This window comes from Streptomyces sp. NBC_01803 (assembly GCF_035917415.1).
Taxonomy (GTDB): domain Bacteria; phylum Actinomycetota; class Actinomycetes; order Streptomycetales; family Streptomycetaceae; genus Streptomyces.
In genome coordinates, this window is sequence record NZ_CP109073.1 from 2,781,733 (window position 1) to 2,801,319 (window position 19,587).

General features: G+C 73.0%; 19 protein-coding genes. 6 read left to right on the forward strand and 13 right to left on the reverse strand.

Features of this window, described 5'->3' with window-relative positions; all coding sequences use genetic code 11:
• Window positions 1-2 precede the first annotated feature (2 nt).
• From OIE51_RS12205 to hemL, 3 genes are all read right to left on the reverse strand, one after another.
• Window positions 3-593, reverse strand: a complete 591-nt coding sequence (locus OIE51_RS12205; protein WP_326597670.1) for a TlpA family protein disulfide reductase — start codon at window positions 591-593, stop codon at window positions 3-5.
• A gap of 66 nt (window positions 594-659) precedes the next feature.
• On the reverse strand, window positions 660-1,346 hold the full coding sequence (locus OIE51_RS12210; RefSeq protein WP_326597671.1) for a histidine phosphatase family protein: 687 nt from the start codon (window positions 1,344-1,346) through the stop codon (window positions 660-662).
• 100 nt (window positions 1,347-1,446) lie between these two features.
• Window positions 1,447-2,766, reverse strand: a complete 1,320-nt coding sequence (gene hemL, locus OIE51_RS12215) for a glutamate-1-semialdehyde 2,1-aminomutase (RefSeq protein ID WP_326597672.1) — start codon at window positions 2,764-2,766, stop codon at window positions 1,447-1,449.
• Between the two features lie 116 nt (window positions 2,767-2,882).
• Between hemL and OIE51_RS12220 the strand changes: the two genes are divergently transcribed.
• From OIE51_RS12220 to OIE51_RS12230, 3 genes are all read left to right on the forward strand, one after another.
• Window positions 2,883-3,458: a hypothetical protein gene (locus tag OIE51_RS12220; RefSeq protein WP_326597673.1), complete on the forward strand. Its 576-nt coding sequence runs from the start codon at window positions 2,883-2,885 to the stop codon at window positions 3,456-3,458.
• 79 nt (window positions 3,459-3,537) lie between these two features.
• Entirely contained in the window at window positions 3,538-4,260 is a 723-nt protein-coding gene (locus tag OIE51_RS12225) for a DUF3558 domain-containing protein (RefSeq protein WP_326597674.1), read from the forward strand.
• An 82-nt stretch (window positions 4,261-4,342) separates the two neighbouring features.
• Window positions 4,343-5,098 carry a DUF3558 domain-containing protein gene (locus OIE51_RS12230; protein ID WP_326597675.1) on the forward strand — a complete coding sequence of 252 codons (756 nt, stop codon included), beginning with the start codon at window positions 4,343-4,345 and terminating at the stop codon, window positions 5,096-5,098.
• Between the two features lie 31 nt (window positions 5,099-5,129).
• On the opposite strand, the gene lysS is transcribed toward OIE51_RS12230, so the two are convergent.
• Window positions 5,130-6,875 carry a lysine--tRNA ligase gene (gene lysS / locus OIE51_RS12235; RefSeq protein WP_442811908.1) on the reverse strand — a complete coding sequence of 582 codons (1,746 nt, stop codon included), beginning with the start codon at window positions 6,873-6,875 and terminating at the stop codon, window positions 5,130-5,132.
• Window positions 6,876-6,942: 67 nt separating this feature from the next.
• Between lysS and argS the strand changes: the two genes are divergently transcribed.
• On the forward strand, window positions 6,943-8,712 hold the full coding sequence (gene argS, locus OIE51_RS12240) for an arginine--tRNA ligase (protein ID WP_326597677.1): 1,770 nt from the start codon (window positions 6,943-6,945) through the stop codon (window positions 8,710-8,712).
• Here argS and OIE51_RS12245 read toward each other — a convergent pair.
• The 9 genes from OIE51_RS12245 to OIE51_RS12285 form a co-directional block, all read right to left on the reverse strand.
• Window positions 8,709-9,755, reverse strand: coding sequence for a serine hydrolase domain-containing protein (locus OIE51_RS12245; RefSeq protein WP_326597678.1), 1,047 nt, complete (start codon window positions 9,753-9,755; stop codon window positions 8,709-8,711). The genes argS and OIE51_RS12245 overlap by 4 nt on opposite strands.
• Complete coding sequence (locus OIE51_RS12250) at window positions 9,752-10,507, reverse strand: SDR family NAD(P)-dependent oxidoreductase (protein ID WP_326597679.1); 756 nt, start codon at window positions 10,505-10,507, stop codon at window positions 9,752-9,754. The genes OIE51_RS12245 and OIE51_RS12250 overlap by 4 nt, the downstream gene beginning before the upstream one ends.
• 27 nt (window positions 10,508-10,534) lie before the next feature.
• Complete coding sequence (locus tag OIE51_RS12255) at window positions 10,535-10,870, reverse strand: YnfA family protein (protein ID WP_326597680.1); 336 nt, start codon at window positions 10,868-10,870, stop codon at window positions 10,535-10,537.
• 155 nt (window positions 10,871-11,025) lie between these two features.
• Window positions 11,026-12,009 (reverse strand): porphobilinogen synthase, encoded by a 984-nt coding sequence (gene hemB / locus OIE51_RS12260; RefSeq protein WP_326597681.1) that lies wholly within the window; start codon window positions 12,007-12,009, stop codon window positions 11,026-11,028.
• Window positions 12,006-13,727 carry a uroporphyrinogen-III synthase gene (locus tag OIE51_RS12265; protein ID WP_442811910.1) on the reverse strand — a complete coding sequence of 574 codons (1,722 nt, stop codon included), beginning with the start codon at window positions 13,725-13,727 and terminating at the stop codon, window positions 12,006-12,008. The genes hemB and OIE51_RS12265 overlap by 4 nt, the downstream gene beginning before the upstream one ends.
• 32 nt (window positions 13,728-13,759) lie before the next feature.
• The gene (gene hemC / locus OIE51_RS12270) at window positions 13,760-14,731 is read right to left on the reverse strand and encodes a hydroxymethylbilane synthase (protein ID WP_326597683.1); all 972 of its coding nucleotides are present in this window, start codon (window positions 14,729-14,731) and stop codon (window positions 13,760-13,762) included.
• Window positions 14,728-16,092: a glutamyl-tRNA reductase gene (locus OIE51_RS12275; RefSeq protein WP_326597684.1), complete on the reverse strand. Its 1,365-nt coding sequence runs from the start codon at window positions 16,090-16,092 to the stop codon at window positions 14,728-14,730. Before OIE51_RS12275 ends, hemC begins: the two co-directional genes overlap by 4 nt.
• Window positions 16,089-16,856 carry a redox-sensing transcriptional repressor Rex gene (locus OIE51_RS12280; protein WP_326597685.1) on the reverse strand — a complete coding sequence of 256 codons (768 nt, stop codon included), beginning with the start codon at window positions 16,854-16,856 and terminating at the stop codon, window positions 16,089-16,091. The genes OIE51_RS12275 and OIE51_RS12280 overlap by 4 nt, the downstream gene beginning before the upstream one ends.
• 229 nt (window positions 16,857-17,085) lie before the next feature.
• A complete protein-coding gene (locus tag OIE51_RS12285; RefSeq protein WP_326597686.1) occupies window positions 17,086-17,382 on the reverse strand; it encodes a glutaredoxin family protein in 297 nt (98 codons plus the stop codon).
• Window positions 17,383-17,465: 83 nt separating this feature from the next.
• On the opposite strand from OIE51_RS12285, the gene OIE51_RS12290 reads away from it, so the two are divergent.
• Both OIE51_RS12290 and OIE51_RS12295 read left to right on the forward strand, forming a co-directional pair.
• Window positions 17,466-18,404, forward strand: a complete 939-nt coding sequence (locus OIE51_RS12290; protein WP_326597687.1) for an HAD family hydrolase — start codon at window positions 17,466-17,468, stop codon at window positions 18,402-18,404.
• A 247-nt stretch (window positions 18,405-18,651) separates the two neighbouring features.
• Window positions 18,652-19,500 (forward strand): ECF subfamily RNA polymerase sigma factor, BldN family, encoded by an 849-nt coding sequence (locus tag OIE51_RS12295; RefSeq protein ID WP_326597688.1) that lies wholly within the window; start codon window positions 18,652-18,654, stop codon window positions 19,498-19,500.
• Window positions 19,501-19,587 lie beyond the last annotated feature (87 nt).

Sequence of the window (19,587 nt, forward strand, 5' to 3'; positions counted from 1 at the left end):
GGTCATCCCTCGGTGAGCACGGGCTCAAGGGCGGAGCGCAGTTCTTCCTCGGTGAGCGGCTTGAGCGCGCGAGCGGCGATGCGGCCCTCGCGGTCGATGATCAGGGTGGTGGGGATCGCCTGCGGGTTGAGGCTGCCGCGCGGGAACTCCAGCAGCAGTCGGCCGTCGGGATCGTAGAAGCTCGGGTAGGGCACGCCGTGGGTGCGCTCGAAGCCCTCGGCGTTGTCCCGGGACCGGTCCCGGGTGTTGATCCCGAGGAACTGGACGTCCTGGTCCGCGGTGTCCTCGGCGACCCGCACGAAGTTGTCGGCCTCGGCGATGCAGGGCGGGCACCAGGAGCCCCAGATGTTCAGCACGACGACCTGGCCGCGGTAGTCCGAGAGGGTCAACGGGTCACCGTCGACCGACTCGCCGGAGAGGTCGGGGGCCTCCTCGCGGTCCGTCGCGGCGACCTGGGTGATCTCACCCGTGCCCTGCACGATGTTGGTGTCTCCGCCGGAGGGACCGGCCTGGTCGCCGCCGCACGCCGTGAGCACCAGCGCCCCGGCCACGGCCCCGGCCAGGGCCACGCTGACAGCCCGGAACTGGATCATGTGAAAAGTTTCCCATGGGCCCCACGGTGATCTTGGGCGCCCCCCTTGTCCTGAATGGCTCCCTGGTCAGGCCCCATATCCCTTGCTCGCACCGGCCCCCTTGACCGGCTTGGCACCGGCCCGCAGATGGGCGGGGACGAGATCGAGGGCGGGTTCCGTGTAGGTGATGGAGACGATGTCGTCGCCGACGAACGTGAAGCTCGTCAGCGACGCCAGCGTGCACTGGCGGCTGCGCGGGTCGTGCCACAGCCGCCGGCGTTCGACGAAGCTGCGCAGGACCCAGATCGGGAGCTGGTGGCTCACGCACACCGCCTCGTGGCCGCGCGCCGCGTCCCGGGCCGTGTCCAGGGCGCCCTTCATCCGAACGACCTGCTCGATGTACGGCTCGCCCCAGGAGGGGCGGAAGGGATTGCGCAGGAACCGCCAGTTGCCGGGCTTGCGCAGGGCGCCGTCGCCGACGCCGAAGGTCTTGCCCTGGAAGACGTTGGCCGCCTCGATCAGCCGCCGGTCGGTCGCCGTCTCCAGCCCGTGCGCCGTGGCGATGGGCTCGGCGGTCTCCTGGGCCCGCTCCAGCGGTGAGGCCACGACGTGGGTGATGTCACGCCCCGCGAGGTGCTCGGCCACCCGCTCGGCCATCCGCCGGCCGAGCTCGGAGAGGTGGAAGTCGGGCAGCCGGCCGTAGAGCACCCCGGTCGGATTCTCCACCTCACCGTGCCGCACCACATGGACGACCGTCCGCTCGTCGCTGCTCATGTCCCCGCTGTCCCCGCTGTCCCCGCTATCCGTACCCGGTATGTCCGACTGTCCCACGGCGTCGCTCACTGCGTCTCCCGCTCTCCCGCTCTCCCGCTCGTCAGGAATTCTCGGCCTCGGCCGCCGCGCGGGCGGCGGCGGGGAGGGCGGCGGCGATCCGATCCAGAGCCTGTTCGTCGTGGGCCGTCGACACGAACCACGTCTCGAAGGCGGACGGCGGCAGATAGACGCCGCGCTCCAGCATGGCGTGGAAGAAGGCGGTGTAGCGGAACGCCTCCTGCGCCTTCGCCGAGGCGAAGTCGGTGACCGGCGCCGCGGTGAAGAAGACCGAGAACATGTTGCCCGCCGCGCTGACCGTGTGCGCCACGCCCTCCTTGGCCAGTGCCTGCCCGACCAGGCCGCGCAGCTCGGCGGCGGTGGCGTCCAGGCGCGCGTAGGCCGCGTCGTCCAGCAGCCGGAGCTGGGCCAGCCCGGCCGCGGTGGCCACCGGGTTCCCCGACAGGGTGCCCGCCTGGTACACGGGGCCGGCCGGCGCCAGCCGTCCCATGACGTCGGCGCGCCCACCGAACGCCGCGGCCGGGAAGCCGCCGCCCATCACCTTGCCGAACGTCATCAGGTCGGGCACCACGCCCTCGATCCCGAACCAGCCCTGCCGGCTGACCCGGAAGCCGGTCATCACCTCGTCGGAGATCAGCAGGGCGCCGTGCGCGGCGCAGAGGTCGGCCAGGCCCTGGTTGAAGCCGGGCACGGGCGGCACCACGCCCATGTTGCCGGGCACCGCCTCGGTGATGACACAGGCGATCTCGCCGGGGTGCGCCTCGAACGCGGCGCGCGCGGCGGCCAGGTCGTTGTACGGCAGCACGACGGTCTCGCCGGCCTGGGCGCCCGTGACGCCGGGGGTGTCAGGCAGGCCGAACGTCGCGACACCGGAACCGGCGGCGGCCAGCAGCGCGTCCACATGCCCGTGGTAACAGCCGGCGAACTTGACGACCTTGGCCCGGCCGGTGAAGCCACGCGCCAGGCGGATCGCGGACATCGTCGCCTCGGTGCCCGAGGAGACCAGCCGCACCTGCTCGACCGGGGGCACCCGCGCCACCATCTCCTCGGCCAGCTCGACCTCACCGGGGGTCGGGGCACCGAACGACGTGCCGCGGACGGCGGCGGCCCGGACCGCCTCCAGCACGGCCGGGTGCGCGTGACCGAGAATCATTGGGCCCCACGAACACACCAGATCCACATATTCCCGGCCATCGGCGTCCGTCAGGTACGGACCCGCACCGGAGACCATGAACCGGGGCGTACCGCCCACCGCGCCGAAGGCGCGCACCGGAGAGTTCACGCCGCCGGGGGTCACGCGGGCAGCGCGAGCGAAGAGCGTCTGGGAGACTGGGGCTTCGTAGGATTCAGTCACGCGGTCCATGGTGACAGAGCCCCTTACAGCTCGGTGACAGCGCGTTTCGCCGCCGTCTGGAAGGGGAGGTGTCTCAAACGATGATCGGGTCGCGCGGCGGGGGTCGCGAGAAGTCAGGTGGTGACATGCAGCGCGGTGGCGAAATCGGTGAGGGCACCGAGGGCGTCGGGCCTGAGCCCGTGCCGCGCGCGCGTGGCCGCAGGGGGCGCCACCGTCGCAAGGCGGCGGAGAACGGCGATTTCGAGTTCCGTGGCCGAGGCGGACGAATGGCCGTGACATACAAGTACTTCGGGGCGCCCGACGGCGCCACCGCCGCCCGCGTGCCGCTGTCGATGCGGCCCGAGGAGCTGGGCGGGGACGAGCTGGGACAGGGCATGTTCACCCGGATCAAGCCGGAGACCATGGCCGCCATGGTGCTCACCGGTATCGAGGGGATACCCCTGCACCGGGTGCCCCCGCTGGAGCTGGTCGTGCTCCACCCCGACTACGCCGTGGTGAAATTGCCCACAACCGTGGTCGACCCGCTGCGCGGGGTCGGTGACGAGACCGTGGGCGCCGCCGCCTTCATCTGGTCCACGGTCCCCGACCGCAGCGGCCCGAGCGACGCCTTCGGCGTCTACAAGCTCCTCAACGAATGGCAGGACTTCTCCCGCCGTCTGCACGAGGCCGGCCACCAGCCGTACTGCCTGGTCTGGCCCTGACCCCGCTTCGTGTTCGCGGGTCCGCTGCGGTAGACATGGTTCCCCAGCGACCAGCGAGCTTGAGCGAGGGAGGCGGTCCGTGCAGCGCAGGGCACGCAGGGTATTCGTGGTGGGCGCCGCGCTGGCCGCCGCGGCGGTCTGCGGGCTGACCGCCGGCTGCTCCGCGGAGCTGGGCGGCGCCGGCGGCCCCTCGGGCTCCAGCCGCCCGGGCGGCACGGCGAACGTGGCCCAGCCCGGCAGATACTCCGGGCTGCCCGAGCCGTGCGGCGCGGTGCCCGACGACACGCTCCGCGAGCTGCTGCCGGGCGGCGACGCCGAGGCGTACGAGGGCGAGACCGCGGCGACGTTCGACAGCGCGCGCCGCGTCCGCTGCGCGTGGCACACCGTGACCGCGGACGGCAGCCACCGGCTCTCGGTCGACCTGCAGCGGATCGTCTCCTACGACCCGGCCGTCAGCGACGACGACGAGGCCGAAACCGAGTTCGAGGAGCGGGCGGCGGACGCCGGGATCACGGTGGGCGTGCCGGAGAGCCCGGACGACGTGTCCACCCCGCCCGCCGACCCGCTCGCCTCGCGCGCCCTGGATGGCATTGGTCACGTCGCTTTTCTCGACGACCGGCTGACCAGCGTCGATCCCGGTGAGCGCCGGGACCTCACCCTCGCGTTCCGCAATGCGAACGTTATCGTCACTGTGAACTACGTCGTCTCGACCAACGAGGCCGGCGGCGTGCTCGACAACGCGCTGCTTCAACAGCGGATCCAGCAGGTCGCCCGCCAGCTCGCGGGTGGTTTCGACGGTTGAGCGCGCGCCACGGCCGGGCCCCAACGGCCCGCGGGCGTACCGTGACCCGCACAATGACCCGTCACTGGAGCGAAGAAACACCATGAACCGCACCTCCTCCCGACTCGCCATCCGCACGCTGGCCTGGGCCGCCGTGCCCGTCCTGTTCGCCGCCGGCTGCTCGTCGTCCTCCTCCGAATCCGGCGAGGACACCGCCGACGACGCTCCGCGGAGCGTCGCGCCCACGCCCGAGCCGGTCAGATTCACCGAGCTGCCCGACGCCTGCTCGGTGCTGGGCGAGGACGTCGTCGGGGACGTGGTCCCCGAGGCCGACCCCGCGGAGGGCGAGACCCTCACCGCCTCGGACACCGAGACGTCCGGCGCCTGCCTGTGGAGCGGCCTGGACGAGTACCAGTTCCGCTCCCTCACCGTCGCCCTGCGGCGCTTCGACTCGGACGTGGCGCTGGGCAGCGGCGACGAGCGTGCCGACGAGTACCTCCAGCAGATGGTCGAGGAGGTCACCGGCGACGAGGCCAACGCCGACGTCGAGACGGCCGCGCTGGCGGAGACCGGTGACGCGGCCACCTCGGTCGGCTACACCGTGGTCAAGGAGTCCGAGGAGGAGGGCGAGCAGGAGTACCGCCAGCAGCGGATCGTCGCCCGCACCGGCAACCTCGTCCTCACCCTGGACTACTCCGGCGCCGGCTTCGAGGGCGACGACATGCCGGGCGCCGACGACATCAAGGCGGGCGCGGAGACGGCCGCCCACGAGGCGGTCACGACCGTGAACGCCGCGGCGGACGAGGGCCACCAGGACGAGGGCCACCAGGAGAAGCCGAGCGACGGCGGCGACGCCTGATCGCCGGCTCCCCCTCGGGCCCGGAGCGGCTTCAGCCCCCCAGCAGCGCGCGCACCCGGTCCGCCCCGACCGCGAGCAGCAGGGTCGGGAGCCTGGGGCCCGTGTCGCGGCCGATCAGCAGCCGGTACAGCAGCGCGAAGAAGCCGCGCTGCGCCGCCTTCAGCTCCGGCGTCGGCTTGGCGTCGGGCGACAGCCCGGCCTGGATCTTCGGCACGCCGTAGACCAGAGCGGTCAGCCCGTCCAGTGACCAGTGGTCCCCCAGGCCGGCCAGCAGCAGCCGCAGCGACTCCCGCCGCGACTCGTCCAGCGACGCCAACAGCTCGGCGTCCGGCTCCTCCCGGACCCGGGTGCGGGACTCCGCGGGCATCTGGGTCTCGACCCAGCGCGCCGCGCGGTCCAGGCGCGGCCGGGTCTCGGCCAGGGAACGGACCGGGTGCTCCGGGTCCAGCTCGCCGAGAATCCGCAGCGTCTGCTCCTCGTCCCCGGTGGTGATGTCCACCACCGAGGCCAGCATCCGGTACGGCAACGGGCGCGGCGTCGCGGGCAGCTCACCGGCCGCCGTGCGCACCGCCCGCGCGTGGGCGGCGACGTCCGCCGGCTGGGCGGTGCCGTCGGCGACCTTGCGACCGAGCGCGTCCCACTCGTCGTAGGTGCGCTGGATCTCGCCGTCGAAGGAGATCTTGAACGACTGGTTCGGCCGCCGCCGCGCGTACAGCCAGCGCAGCACCGGGGCCTCCATGATCTCCAGGGCGTCGGCCGCGATCGGCACCCCGCCCTTGGAGCTGGACATCTTCGACATACCGCTGATACCGACGAAGGCGTACATCGGGCCGATCGGCTGCCGCCCGCCGAAGATCTCCGACACAAGCTGCCCGCCGACGACCCAGGACGAGCCCGGGGAGTGGTGATCGACGCCGGACGGCTCGAAGATCACGCCCTCGTACGCCCACCGCATCGGCCAGTCCACCTTCCACACCAGCTTGCCGCCGTTGTACTCCGACAGCTTCACCGTCTCCTCGTGGCCGCACTCGCACCCGTAGCTCAGCTCGGTGGTGTCGTCGTCGTACGACGTGACCGTGGTGAGGTCCCGGCCGCACACCGCGCAGTACGGCTTGTACGGGTAGTACCCGGCGCCACCCGCGCTGCCGTCGTCCTCGCTCGCCGCGCCGGAGCCCTCGACGGCCGCCTGCTCGGTCTCGTCCGCCGGCTCGGGGGCCCGCTCGGCCTGCTTGGTCCGGTACCGCGCGAGGACCGCGTCGATCCGGCGGCGCTCGCGCATCGCGAACAGGATCTGCTCACGGTAGACGCCCGAGGTGTACCGCTCGGTCTGACTGATCGCCCGGACCTCGATGCCCAACTCGGCCAGCGCGGCCACCATCGGCGCCTTGAAGTGCTCGGCCCAGGTCGCGTACGGGCTGCCGGGCGGGGCCGGGACGGCGGTCAGCGGCTTGCCGATGTGCTCGCTCCACGACGGGTCGACCCCGGCCGGGACCTTGCGGAAGCGGTCGTAGTCGTCCCAGGACAGCAGATGCTCGCAGGGGACGCCGCGCCGCTTGATCTCGTCCGCGACGAGGTGCGGGACCATGACCTCCCGCAGGTTGCCGAGGTGGATCGGGCCCGAGGGGCTGAGGCCCGAGGCGCAGACGACCGGTTTCCCCGGGGCGCGGCGCTCCGCCTCGGCGATGACCTCGTCTGCGAGTCGGGAGACCCAGTCGGTCTCGGGGGTCGTCTGGCCCACGGTTCGGCACTTCCTTCGTTGACGGAATGTCGGTGCCATTCTTCCACCCCGTCCACGCTGTCCTTCCACCCGAAAACGGCTCGACGCACCGTGGGATACTTCCGTCATGACCCCGGTCCCCTCCCTCACCACCGCCGTCCACCAGCGCCTCTCCGACGCGCTGGCCGCCGCGCTGCCCGAGTCCGCCGCCGACGCGGACCCGTTGCTGCGCCGCAGCGACCGGGCGGACCTCCAGGCGAACGGGCTGCTGGCGCTGGCCAAGCGGCTCAAGGGGAACCCGCGCGAGCTGGCCGGGCGCGTGGTCGGGGAGGTCGACACGACCGGGCTGATCCAGGAGATCGAGATCTCCGGGCCCGGCTTCCTCAACATCACGGTCAGCGACGCCGCGATCGTGGCGACGCTGGCCGCCCGGGCCGCCGACGACCGGCTCGGCGTGCCGTACGCCGAGCGGCCCGGCACGATGATCGTCGAGTACTCGCAGCCGAACGTCGCCAAGGAGATGCACGTCGGCCACCTGCGGGGCACGGTGATCGGTGACGCGCTGGTGCGGATCATGGAGTTCCGTGGCGAGAAGGTGATCCGGCGCAACCACATCGGCGACTGGGGCACCCAGTTCGGGATGCTGATCCAGTATCTGATCGAGCACCCGCACGAGTTGGACCACGACGCGGAGGGCACGGAGAGCGGCGACGCGGCCATGTCGCGGCTCAACCGGCTCTACAAGGCGTCGCGCGCGGTCTTCGACTCCGACCCCGGGTTCAAGGACCGGGCGCGCGGGCGGGTGGTGGACCTCCAGGCCGGCGACCCCGAGACCCGGGCGCTGTGGCAGAAGATCGTGGACGAGTCGAAGATCTACTTCAACGCGGTCTACCAGCGGCTCGACGTCCTCCTCACCGACGAGGACGTGGTCGGCGAGTCCGCCTACAACGACGACCTGGCCACGTTGGCACGGGAGTTGGAAGAGTCCGGCGTCGCCGTGCGGTCGGACGGCGCGCTGTGCGTGTTCTTCGACGACGTCAAGGGCCCCGACGACCGGCCCGTTCCACTGATCGTGCGGAAGGCGGACGGCGGCTTCGGGTACGCGGCGACCGACCTGGCCGCCATCCGGGACCGGATCGGCACGCTGCACGCCGACACCATGCTGTACATCGTGGACGCCCGGCAGTCGCTGCACTTCAAGATGGTCTTCGAGACCGCCCGGCGGGCCGGCTGGCTGCCGGACGGCGTGGCGCACCACCTGGCGTTCGGCACGGTCCTGGGCAAGGACGGCAAGCCGTTCAAGACCCGGTCGGGCGAGTCGGTCCGGCTGATGGACCTGCTGGACGAGGCGGTCGAGCGGGCGGCCGGGGTCGTCGCGGAGAAGGCGCGCGACCTCGACGAGGCCGAGGTCCTGGAGCGGTCGACCGAGGTGGGCGTCGGTGCCGTGAAGTACGCCGACCTGTCGACGTCCCGGACCAAGGACTACATCTTCGACCTGGACCGGATGGTCTCGCTCAGCGGCAACACCAGCGTCTACCTCCAGTACGCCTACGCCCGGATCCAGTCCATCCTGCGCCGGGCGGCCGGGCAGGAGGGCGCCCGGGCCGCGGCCCATCCGGAGCTGCCGCTGGCCCCGGCGGAGCGGGCGCTCGGACTGCATCTGGACGAGTTCGCCGCGACGATCGGGGACGTGGCGCAGACGTACGAGCCGCACCGGCTCGCCGCATATCTGTACACGCTGGCCTCGCACTACACGACGTTCTACGACCAGTGCCCGGTGCTGCGGGCCGACGACACCGCCACCATGGAGAACCGGCTGTTCCTGTGCGAGCTGACCGCCCGCACCCTGCGCCAGGGCATGGCGCTGCTGGGCATCCACACGCCCGAGCGGCTCTAACGCCCGAGGGCCCGCGCCAGTTCGCGGGCGACGGCCCGGCGGTAGGCGCTGTCCGTACCCCGGGCGCGCGTCGGGTGCACGCGGTTGGTCAGCAGCACCAGCAGCGCGCCCGTGGCCGGGTCCGCGACCAGGCTGGTCCCGGTGAACCCGGTGTGGCCGAACGCGGTCGGTGACGCCAGCTCGCCCATCCAGCCCGGCTGGTCGAGCTGCCAGCCCAGGCCCTCGCCCAGCATGGTCCGCGTCCACGTCTCCGCGAGGACGCGGACCGGCCCGTACCGTCCGCCGTCGAGCATCGTCTGCGTGAGGACGGCGAGGTCGCGGGCGGTGGAGAAGAGCCCGGCGTGACCGGCGACGCCGCCGAGGTGGTGGGCGTTCTCGTCGTGGACCGTGCCGCGCACCATGCCGCGTCCGGTCCAGGGCTGGTCCTCGGTGGCGGCGATCCGGTGCCGCGCGGCCGGGTCCGGGCGGTAGCCGGTGTCGGCCATGCCGAGCGGCCCGGTGATCAGCTCCGCCACCAGCTCGTCCAGCGGCTGCCCCGCGACCCGCTCCAGCGCGTCCCCGAGAACGATGAACCCGAGGTCGGAGTAGACCCGGCGGCCCGGCGTCAGCGGCTGGGCGGCGATGGCGGCCAGCCGGGCCGCGTTGTCCGGGTACGGGCCGAGATCGATCTCGGCCGGCAGCCCGCTGGTGTGGGTGAGCAGCGCCCGCGCCGTCACACCGCGCCAGAGCGGCGCGTCGAGGCCGAGCGCGCCCCGTTCGGCCAGGCACACCGCCGCGGTGGCGGTGAACAGCTTGGACAGCGACGCGATGTCGAAGACCGTGTCCGGGGCCATCGGCACCGGCTCGCCGCCCCCGTGACAGACGGCCCAGCCGCGCGCCGCACGTGCCACGACGACGCCGTGGCGGGCGGCGAGCAGCACGAACCCGGGATACGACGGCTCCGGCCCGGCCATGAACGCCTCGGCGGCGGGCACCAGCCGCGCGACCCCCTCGGCCGACAGCCCGGCCTCGCGCGGGGCGCCGTCGCGCAGGACCGGGCTCATGCCTCGCGGTGGACCTTCGTGTGGGACGCCTGGGCGCGCGGGCGGACGACGAGCAGGTCGATGTTGACGTGCGGCGGGCGGGTGACCGCCCAGGTGATGGTGTCCGCGATGTCGTCGGCGGTCAGCGGCTCGGCGACGCCCTCGTACACCTTGGCCGCGCGCGCCTCGTCGCCCTTGAAGCGGGTGAGGGAGAACTCGTCGGTGCGGACCATGCCGGGCGCGATCTCGACCACCCGGACCGGTCGGCCGACGATCTCCAGCCGCAGCGTCTCGGCCAGCACGTGCGCGCCGTGCTTGGCGGCGGCGTATCCGGCGCCGCCCTCGTACGTGCCGTGCCCGGCCGTCGAGGTCACCACCAGCACGGTCCCGGCGCCGGACGCGGTCAGCGCGGGCAGCAGCGCCTGGGTCATGTGCAGCACGCCCAGGACGTTGACCTCGTACATCGCCCGCCAGTCGGCGGGGTCGCCGTCGGCCACGGAGTCCAGGCCGAACGCGCCGCCCGCGTTGTTCACCAGCACGTCGCAGGCGCCGAGCGTGGTGGCGAAGGCGTCGACGGCGGCCCGGTCGGTGACGTCGAGGGCGTGCGCCTCGGCGTGCTGCCCGGCCCCCCGCAGCTCGTCGGCCAGCGCCGCGATCCGGTCGGCGCGGCGGGCGGTGAGGACCACCCGGTACCCCGCCCCGGCCAGCCGCCGCGCGGCGGCGGCCCCGATTCCGCTGCTGGCTCCGGTGATGACGGCGGTGCGGGTGCTCACGGTGTGCCTCCTGTGGTTCCGCCCCGATCAGCGTGTACGGGGCACATACATGATGACGGCCACCCCGACGAGGCAGATCAACGCCCCGAGCACATCCCACCGATCGGGCCGGAACCCGTCCGCGACCACCCCCCAGGCGAGCGACCCGGCGACGAAGACACCCCCGTAGGCGGCGAGGATCCGCCCGAAGGCGGCATCGGGCTGAAGCGTGGCGACAAACCCGTACACCCCGAGCGCGACCACCCCCGCCCCGGCCCAGATCCACCCCCGGTGCTCCCGCACCCCCTGCCAGACGAGCCAGGCCCCACCGATCTCGCAGAGCGCGGCGAGCACGAAGAGGAGAAGAGACCGCAGAACGCCCACCACGCCACCCTACGGCGCGCCCGCTCCGGGGTTTTCCGCCACCCGCCCGGTTCGGGGGAGGTGGTGACGGTGACCTTCGATGGGTGGGGGCCACCGGCCGAACCCGGCCACCGGGGCCGGGAAAGGACGGGCGTGCGGGTGGGGGAAACCCCGCGTCAGCGGGACAAGCGGTGGGCGAACTCCGTGGCCCAGTACGTCAGGATCAGGTCCGCCCCGGCCCGCTTGAACGCCGTCAGGGTCTCCTCGATCGCCCGCTCGCGGTCCAGCCAGCCGCGTTCCGCCGCCGCCTCGACCATCGCGTACTCGCCCGAGATCTGGTACGCCGCGACCGGCACCGGCGAGGCGTCCGCGACCTGGCGCAGGATGTCCAGGTACGGCAGTCCCGGCTTCACCATCACCATGTCCGCGCCCTCGGCGAGGTCGAGCTCCAGCTCCCGCAGCGCCTCCCGCGCGTTCGGCGCGTCCTGCTGGTACGCCTTCCGATCGCCCGTCAGCGACGAGTTCACCGCCTCGCGGAACGGGCCGTAGAACGCCGAGGCGTACTTCGCCGTGTAGGCCAGCAGCGCCACGTCCTGGTGGCCCGCCGCGTCCAGCGCGCGCCGCACGTGACCGATCTGGCCGTCCATCATGCCGCTCGGCCCCAGCACGTGCGCGCCCGCCCCGGCCTGGACGAGGGCCATCTCGGCGTACCGCTCCAGCGTCGCGTCGTTGTCCACCCGGCCCTCGGCGTCCAGCACGCCGCAGTGTCCATGGTCGGTGACCTCGTCCAGGCACAGGTCGGACATCACCACCAGCGCGTCGCCGATCTCGGCCCGGACGTCCCGCAGCGCGACCTGGAGGATGCCGTCCGGGTCGGTGCCCGGCGAGCCGATCGCGTCCTTCTTGGCGTCCTCCGGGACCCCGAACAGCATGATCCCGCTGACCCCCGCCTCGGCCGCCGCCACGGCGGCCTCGCGCAGCGAGTCGCGCGAGTGCTGCGCCACGCCGGGCATGGAGGAGATCGGGACCGGCTCGCGCACGCCCTCCCGCACGAACGCGGGCAGGATCAGGTCGGCCGGGTGCAGCCGGTGCTCGGCGACCATCCGCCGCATCGCCGGAGTGGTCCGCAGTCGCCGGGGCCGCACGTCGGGGAACGTCACGGCGTCCGCGTCCTCCTCCGCTGGGGCCGCTTCTCACTCGGCCGCTTCAGCACCTCGCCCGCCTCCAGCGCCGCCGCCCGCCGCTCCGCGCCGAACTCGGCCAGCGCCTCGGCCAGCGCGTGCACCGACGGCTCGGGCGCCATCACGTCCACCCGCAGGCCGTGCTCCTCGGCGGTCCGCGCGGTGGCCGGGCCGATACAGGCGATCACCGTCACGTTGTGCGGCTTGCCCGCGATGCCGACCAGGTTCCGCACGGTCGAGGACGACGTGAACAGCACCGCGTCGAAGCCGCCGCCCTTGATCGCCTCCCGGGTCGCCGCCGGCGGCGGCGAGGCGCGCACGGTCCGGTACGCCGTGACGTCGTCGACCTCCCAGCCCAGCTCGACCAGGCCGGCCACCAGCGTCTCGGTGGCGATGTCGGCGCGCGGCAGGAACACCCGGTCGATCGGGTCGAAGACCGGGTCGTACGGCGGCCAGTCCTCCAGCAGACCGGCGGCCGACTGCTCGCCGCTGGGCACCAGGTCGGGCCGCACGCCGAACCGCTTGAGCGCGCGGGCGGTCTGCTCGCCGACGGCGGCGACCTTGATCCCGGCGAACGCCCGCGCGTCCAGGCCGTACTCCTCGAACTTCTCGCGGATCGCCCGCACCGCGTTGACCGAGGTGAACGCGATCCACTCGTACCGCCCGGTGACCAGGCCCTTGACGGCCCGGTCCATCTGCTGCGGGGTGCGCGGCGGCTCGACGGCGATCGTCGGGACCTCGCTGGGCACCGCGCCGTACGAGCGGAGCTGCTCCGACAGCGAGGCCGCCTGCTCCTTGGTGCGCGGCACCAGGACCTTCCAGCCGAACAGCGGCTTGGACTCGAACCACGCCAGCCGCTCCCGCTGCGCGGGGGCGCTGCGCTCGCCGACGACGGCTATCACCGGCCGGTCGGCATCCGGCGAGGGCAGGACCTTCGCGGTCTTCAGGGTCCGCTCGACCGTGCCCAGCGTCGCCGTCCATGTGCGCTGCCTGGTGGTGGTGCCGGCGACCGTGACCGACAGCGGGGTGTCGGGCTTGCGGCCGGCCGAGATCAGGCGGGACGCCGTCACGGCCACCGCGTCCAGCGTGGTGCTGACGACGACGGTCGCGTCGCTGGCGCCGACCTCGTTCCAGCACCGGTCGTCGGCCGAGGCGGCGTTGACGAACCGCACGTCGCCGCCCTCGGAGTCGCGCAGCGGCACCCCGGCGTAGGCGGCGACGCCGACCGCGTTGGCGATGCCGGGGACGACCTCGAAGGTGATCTCCGCGGCGGCCAGCGCGAGCATGTCGGCGGTGGCGTCGGTGTCCATGCCCGGGTCGCCCGCGACCGCACGCACCACCCGCTTGCCGGCGCGCGCGGCACGCATGACAAGATCGGCGATGTGGTCGGCCCCGGCCCGCGCGGTGGTGACGGTGGACCCGTCCTCGCCGGTGCCCTGCAACGGGGTTTCCGTGCCCGGCGCGACATGCGCGTGCACGACCTCGTACGCCTCGGAATCGGCGATCAGCACATCGGCCTGCGCCAGGACGTCGACGGCGCGCAACGTCAGCAGACCCGGATCACCGGGTCCGGCACCGAGGAAGGTGACGTGTCCGAGAGGAGTGCCGCACGGCTCTGCGCGCGCGGCCTGTGGAGCGGCCACGGTGCTCGTGGTGCCCCCAGTGCTCGTGGCGCTCGCGGCGCCGGTGGTGCCCATGGGGCCTGCGGTGGTGGGGCTCGTGGTGGGGCTCAATGTGCTCGCTCCCCCATCAGACCGGCCGCGCCCTTGGCGAGCATCTCGGCGGCGAGATGGCGGCCGATGGCCGCCGCCTCCTCGTCGGACGCCGGTACGGGACCGGTGGTGGACAGCTGCACCTGCGCGGATCCGTCGGGGGTGCCGACGACGCCGCGCAGGCGCATTTCGGTGACGGTCTGCCCGTCGGCCAGCAGGTCGGCGAAAGCGCCCACAGGGGCGCTGCAGCCGGCCTCCAAGGCGGCGAGCAGAGTGCGCTCGGCGGTCACGGCGACCCGGGTGGACGGGTCGTCGAGTCCGCCGAGCAGTGCGGCGAGGTCCGCGTTCGACGCGGCGCACTCGACCGCCAGTGCCCCCTGGCCGGGGGCGGGCAGAACGATGTCCGGGGAGATGAGCTCGGTGATCTCCTCCCTCCGGCCGACGCGGTGCAGTCCGGCGGCGGCGAGCACGACCGCGTCGAGCTCGCCGGAGCGGACGTACCCGATCCGGGTCTCGACATTCCCCCGGATCGCGACCGTTTCGATCTCGCAACCCAGCGCCCGTGCCCAGGCGTTGAGCTGCGCCATCCGGCGCGGCGAGCCGGTGCCCACACGGGCGCGGCCCGGCAGCACGGCCAGCCGTTCGAACGTCAGCCCGTCGCGGGCGACGAGCGCGTCCCTGGCGTCGGCGCGCGTCGGCACGGCGGCCAGGGCCAGCTCGGGCGGCTGGACGGCCGGGAGGTCCTTGAGGGAGTGCACGGCGAAGTCGATCCCCCCGGCGAGCAGCGCGTCGCGCAGCGCGGAGGCGAAGACCCCGGTGCCGCCGATCTGCGCCAGGCTGCGCCGGGAGACGTCGCCGTAGGTGGTGATCTCCACCAGCGTGACGGGCCGTCCGGACAGCTCGCGGACCCGCTCCGCGACGGCCGAGGACTGGGCCAGTGCGAGCGGGCTGCGCCGGGTGCCCAGCCGCAGGGCGCGGGGGGCCGTCACGACCGCTCCCGCTCGACGGGGCCGCCGGCGGCGAGCGCCGACAGCGGGCCGAGGTCGAAGAGCTGCCGCAGGGCCGCCGCGTAGTGGTCGCCGCCCGGCTCCCCGGCCAGCTCCTTGACGCGCACGGTCGGCGCGTGGAGCAGCTTGTCGACGACGCGGCGGACGGTTCTGCCGACCTCGTCGCGTTCCTTCTCGCTCAGCTCGGGCAGCCGGCCGTGGAGCCTGGCCAGCTCGGCGGCGACCACGTCGGAGGCCATGGCGCGCAGCGCGACGACGGTCGGCGTGATGTGCGCGGCGCGGCGGGCGGCGCCGAGGGCGGTGGTCTCCTCGGTGACGATGCCGTGCACCGCGTCCACGTCGGCGGCCATGGGCGCGTCGGCCGACACCGAGGCGAGCGATTCGATGTCCACCAGCCGGACGCCGGGCAGCCGGTGCACGGCCCCGTCGACGTCGCGCGGCATGGCCAGGTCAAGAATGGCGAGGTCGGTGTCGCGCTCGCGGATGGCGTTCGCCACGGCGGCGGCCGTCAGGACCAGCCCCGTGGCGCCGGTACAGGAGACGACGATGTCGGCGAGCGCCAGCTCGGCGGCGATGGAGATGGCGTTGATCGGCACCGCGCGGGCTCTCGGGCCGTCCTGCCGCAGCACGGTGGTCAGCCGCTCGGCGCGCTCCAGGGTCCGGTTGGCGATCACCAGTTCGGCCACACCGGTGCGGGCCAGGGTGGTGGCGGCGAGCGAGGACATCGAGCCGGCGCCGATCACCAGCGCCCGTCTGCCCCGCACCCAGCCGGGCACGTCCTGGCCGCCCGCGAGCTGCTCCAGTCCGAACGTGACGAGCGACTGCCCGGCCCGGTCGATACCGGTCTCGCTGTGCGCCCGCTTCCCGACCCGCAGGGCCTGCTGGAACAGCTCGTTCAGCAGCCGCCCGGCGGTGTGCTCGTCCTGGGCGAGGGCGAGCGCGGCCTTGATCTGGCCGAGGATCTGGCCCTCGCCGACCACCATCGAGTCCAGCCCGCAGGCCACCGTGAACAGGTGGCGCACGGCCCGGTCCTCGTAGTGCGTGTACAAGTACGGCTGGAGCTCGGCCAACGCGACACCGCTGTGCCGGGCCAGCAGCGCGGAGAGCTCGGACACGCCGGCGTGGAAGCCGTCCACCTCGGCGTAGAGCTCGATCCGGTTGCACGTGGAGAGCACGGCGGCCTCGACGACGACGCCGCCGGCACCGCCCGTGGCCGGGCCGGTCCCGCTGGCGGCGACGGTGTCGCGCAGCAGCGTGCCGCGCGTGTCGGGGGCGAGCGCGGCGCGCTCCAGCAGGCTGACGGGCGCGCTGCGGTGGCTGAGCCCGATGACGACCAGCGTCATGCCGGCATCACCGCCGGAACGTCTCCGTCCGGGCCCTGCTCGCCGCGCCGCTCCGCCGGGACCCGCAGCTCTCTGGGGGCGGCGGTCTCGCGGGAGAGGTCCTCGGCGGCCTTCCGCTGCTCGTGGAACGCGAGGATCTGGAGCTCGATGGAGAGGTCCACCTTGCGCACGTCGACGCCCTCGGGCACCTGGAGCACGGTGGGCGCGAAGTTCAGGATCGAGGTGATGCCGGCCGCGACGAGGCGGTCGCACACCTGCTGAGCGGCACCCCCCGGAGTGGTGATGACGCCGATGGAGACCCCGTTCGTGTGAATGATCGTCTCCAGCTCGTCGACGTGCCGCACGGAGATTCCCGCGACCTGCTTGTCGGTCATCGACGGGTCCGCGTCGATCAGCGCGGCGACGCGGAAGCCTCGGGAGGCGAAGCCCCCGTAGTTGGCGAGGGCGGCTCCGAGGTTACCGATTCCGACGATCACCACGGGCCAGTCCTGGGTCAGCCCCAGCTCGCGGGAGATCTGGTAGACGAGATACTCCACGTCGTACCCGACGCCCCGGGTGCCGTAGCTGCCAAGGTAGGAGAAGTCCTTGCGGAGCTTCGCGGAATTGACCCCGGCGGCGCTCGCCAGCTCCTCGGAGGAGACCGTGGGCACCGAGCGCTCCGACAACGCGGTCAGCGCCCGCAGATACAGCGGAAGCCGGGCGACGGTCGCCTCGGGGATTCCTCGGCTACGGGTCGCCGGTCGGTGATTTCGGCCAGTTGCCACGGTGCTCCTGCCGGTCGGGCCAAGCGGAGGGCGGTCGCGGGCGGCGCACGCGCCGAAACCGCTCCGTCGAGCCCAGGCTATGTCCTTGTGAACGCGTGCACAAAGATGCTGTCTGTTTTGTCCGGTCAAAGTGACCGGTGCCACAGGAGCCCACAGGGACATCGGGCCACACTCCTCACCTATGCCACCACACGGTAGAAAACGGCCCCGATGCGTCATCCGGCGGCGCTCAGGCGCCCAGGGCCCGCCGCAATCGCCCCCGGTCAACGCGCCAGAAGTCGTGCTGGGCGCCGTCCACCAGCACCACCGGGATCTGCTCCCCGTACGTCCGGTGGAGCTCGGCGTCCTGGGTGATGTCCTTCTCCTCCCAGGCCGCGCCCACCTCGGCGCAGACCTCGCTGACGACCTGCCGCGCGTCGTCGCACAAGTGGCAGCCGGGCCTGCCGATCAGCGTCACGAGACGCCCGGCGGGGTCGGAGGGGGTCGCGGGACGGCCGTCACGGCGCCGGCGGAGCAGCGGAGTCATGGCGCTTATTGTGCCCCGCCCGGTCACTCCCGCGTCATTACCGCGCTACGGGGGTTTGTGTGTGGACTGGCTATGCTCAAAGCATGGCCGGGCCCAACTCCCCCACACACGATCCCTCCCTGGCCGCTGCCCGCCGGGGGTGGCTCGCCGCGCGCAGGCGAGCCGCGGCCGAACGCAGCGAGCTGGCGGGCCAGGCCGCCGCGGAGGCCGCGCGCCGGGCCGCGGCCGAGCCGGAGTTCCCGTCCGCCGGGGACCCGAAGGCGGCGGCGTTCTTCGACTTGGACAACACCGTGATGCAGGGCGCGGCGATCTTCCACCTGGGCCGGGGCCTGTACAAGCGCAAGTTCTTCCGGAAGCGGGAGCTGGCGAAGTTCGCCTGGCAGCAGGCGTACTTCCGGATGGCGGGCGCCGAGCACACCGGGCACATGCAGGACGCCAGGGACAGCGCGCTGTCCATCGTGCGCGGGCACCGGGTCTCGGAGCTCATGGCCATCGGCGAGGAAATCTACGACGAGTACATGGCGGGCCGGATCTGGCCGGGGACCCGGGCACTCGCCCAGGCCCACCTCGACGCGGGTCAGCGGGTGTGGCTGGTCACGGCGGCACCGGTGGAGACCGCCACCATCATCGCCAGGCGGCTCGGCCTGACCGGCGCCCTGGGCACCGTCGCGGAGTCCGTCGGCGGCGTGTACACGGGCCGGCTGGTCGGCGAGCCGCTGCACGGCCCGGCCAAGGCGGTCGCGGTGCGGACCCTGGCCGAGGCGGAGGACCTGGACCTGGAGCGGTGCGCCGCCTACAGCGACTCGGCCAACGACATCCCGCTGCTCTCGCTGGTCGGCCACCCGTACGCGATCAACCCGGACCGGAAGCTGCGCGCGCACGCCCGGGAGATGGGCTGGCGGCTGCGGGACTACCGCACCGGCCGGAAGGCGGCCCGTATCGGCGTTCCGGCGGCGGCCGGAGCGGGCGCGGTGGCCGGCGGCGCCGCCGCGGCCCTGGCGATCCAGCGACGCCGCAGGTAGCGGCCCCGGCTGGCGCGCCTCGGTCAAAGCCGGTCACGCCTTTGACAGAAGTAGTCACTTTGCGATCAGCTATGCCATGGCGTTTGCGTGGCGCACCGGCCACAACCGGTAACCCCCCGAACCCAATCGGCGATTTTCCCAACTAGGCGTAGTGTCGTCTGCACGAAGGGTTATCCTCCTCAGACGCAGGCGTCGGGTGACGGATCCGACACTGCACGTGTTGGAAGCTAAAGCCTCTGGGAGTCCCGTGTACCCACACGTCGGGGTTGACGCCTCGGGCCTGGCTACGCTGCGCACGACGGTCGCCGACCGTCTGCGCGCCCTCGTCCCCACTGCGTACGCCGTCCCCACCCTCGCCGCACCTGTCCTCGCCGGCCCCGCCCGCACCCTGGCGGACGGCACCGCCACCACCGACGCCACCCCCCTGGGGAGACGAGCCCGCCCCGGCGCCGCCGGCGCCTCGGCCACCCGCCCCTCCTCCCCGCAGCCGCCCACGCCCACGCCCGCGTCCACACCCGCGCCGTCGGCGACCGCGGCGGCGACCGGCGACAGCCGCCGGATGATGGACCTCGTCGAACGCGCCCAGAGCGGCGAGGCCGAAGCCTTCGGCCGCCTCTACGACCACTATTCCGACACCGTCTACCGCTACATCTACTACCGCGTCGGCGGGCGGGCCACCGCCGAGGACCTCACCAGCGAGACGTTCCTGCGCGCGCTGCGGCGCATCGGCACCTTCACCTGGCAGGGCCGCGACTTCGGGGCATGGCTGGTCACCATCGCCCGCAACCTGGTGGCGGACCACTTCAAGTCGAGCCGCTTCCGGCTGGAGGTCACCACCGGCGAGATGCTCGACGCCAACGAGGTCGAGCGCAGCCCGGAGGACTCGGTGCTGGAGTCCCTGGCCAACTCGGCGCTGCTCGACGCCGTCCGCCGGCTCAACCCCCAGCAGCAGGAGTGCGTCACCCTGCGGTTCCTTCAGGGCCTTTCGGTGGCCGAAACGGCCCGGGTGATGGGGAAGAACGAGGGCGCGATCAAGACGTTGCAGTACCGGGCCGTGCGCACCCTCGCCCGCCTGCTGCCCGATGACGCCCGTTGAGGTCCGATGTTCTCCGAAGACCATCGAACATTGACAGAGAGTGAACGACCTCAGCGAATCAGTCACATAATCTGCAAGCCGTAACCC

Coding starts and splice junctions, on each gene's coding strand:
- OIE51_RS12205 (WP_326597670.1), bottom strand. CDS start 593: ATGATCCAGTTCCGGGCTGTCAGCGTGGCCCTGGCCGGGGCCGTGGCC.
- OIE51_RS12210 (WP_326597671.1), bottom strand. CDS start 1,346: ATGAGCAGCGACGAGCGGACGGTCGTCCATGTGGTGCGGCACGGTGAG.
- OIE51_RS12220 (WP_326597673.1), top strand. CDS start 2,883: ATGCAGCGCGGTGGCGAAATCGGTGAGGGCACCGAGGGCGTCGGGCCT.
- argS (WP_326597677.1), top strand. CDS start 6,943: ATGACCCCGGTCCCCTCCCTCACCACCGCCGTCCACCAGCGCCTCTCC.
- hemL (WP_326597672.1), bottom strand. CDS start 2,766: ATGGACCGCGTGACTGAATCCTACGAAGCCCCAGTCTCCCAGACGCTC.
- OIE51_RS12290 (WP_326597687.1), top strand. CDS start 17,466: ATGGCCGGGCCCAACTCCCCCACACACGATCCCTCCCTGGCCGCTGCC.
- OIE51_RS12265 (WP_442811910.1), bottom strand. CDS start 13,727: ATGGGCACCACCGGCGCCGCGAGCGCCACGAGCACTGGGGGCACCACG.
- OIE51_RS12245 (WP_326597678.1), bottom strand. CDS start 9,755: ATGAGCCCGGTCCTGCGCGACGGCGCCCCGCGCGAGGCCGGGCTGTCG.
- lysS (WP_442811908.1), bottom strand. CDS start 6,875: ATGGCACCGACATTCCGTCAACGAAGGAAGTGCCGAACCGTGGGCCAG.
- OIE51_RS12230 (WP_326597675.1), top strand. CDS start 4,343: ATGAACCGCACCTCCTCCCGACTCGCCATCCGCACGCTGGCCTGGGCC.
- OIE51_RS12275 (WP_326597684.1), bottom strand. CDS start 16,092: ATGACGCTGGTCGTCATCGGGCTCAGCCACCGCAGCGCGCCCGTCAGC.
- OIE51_RS12285 (WP_326597686.1), bottom strand. CDS start 17,382: ATGACTCCGCTGCTCCGCCGGCGCCGTGACGGCCGTCCCGCGACCCCC.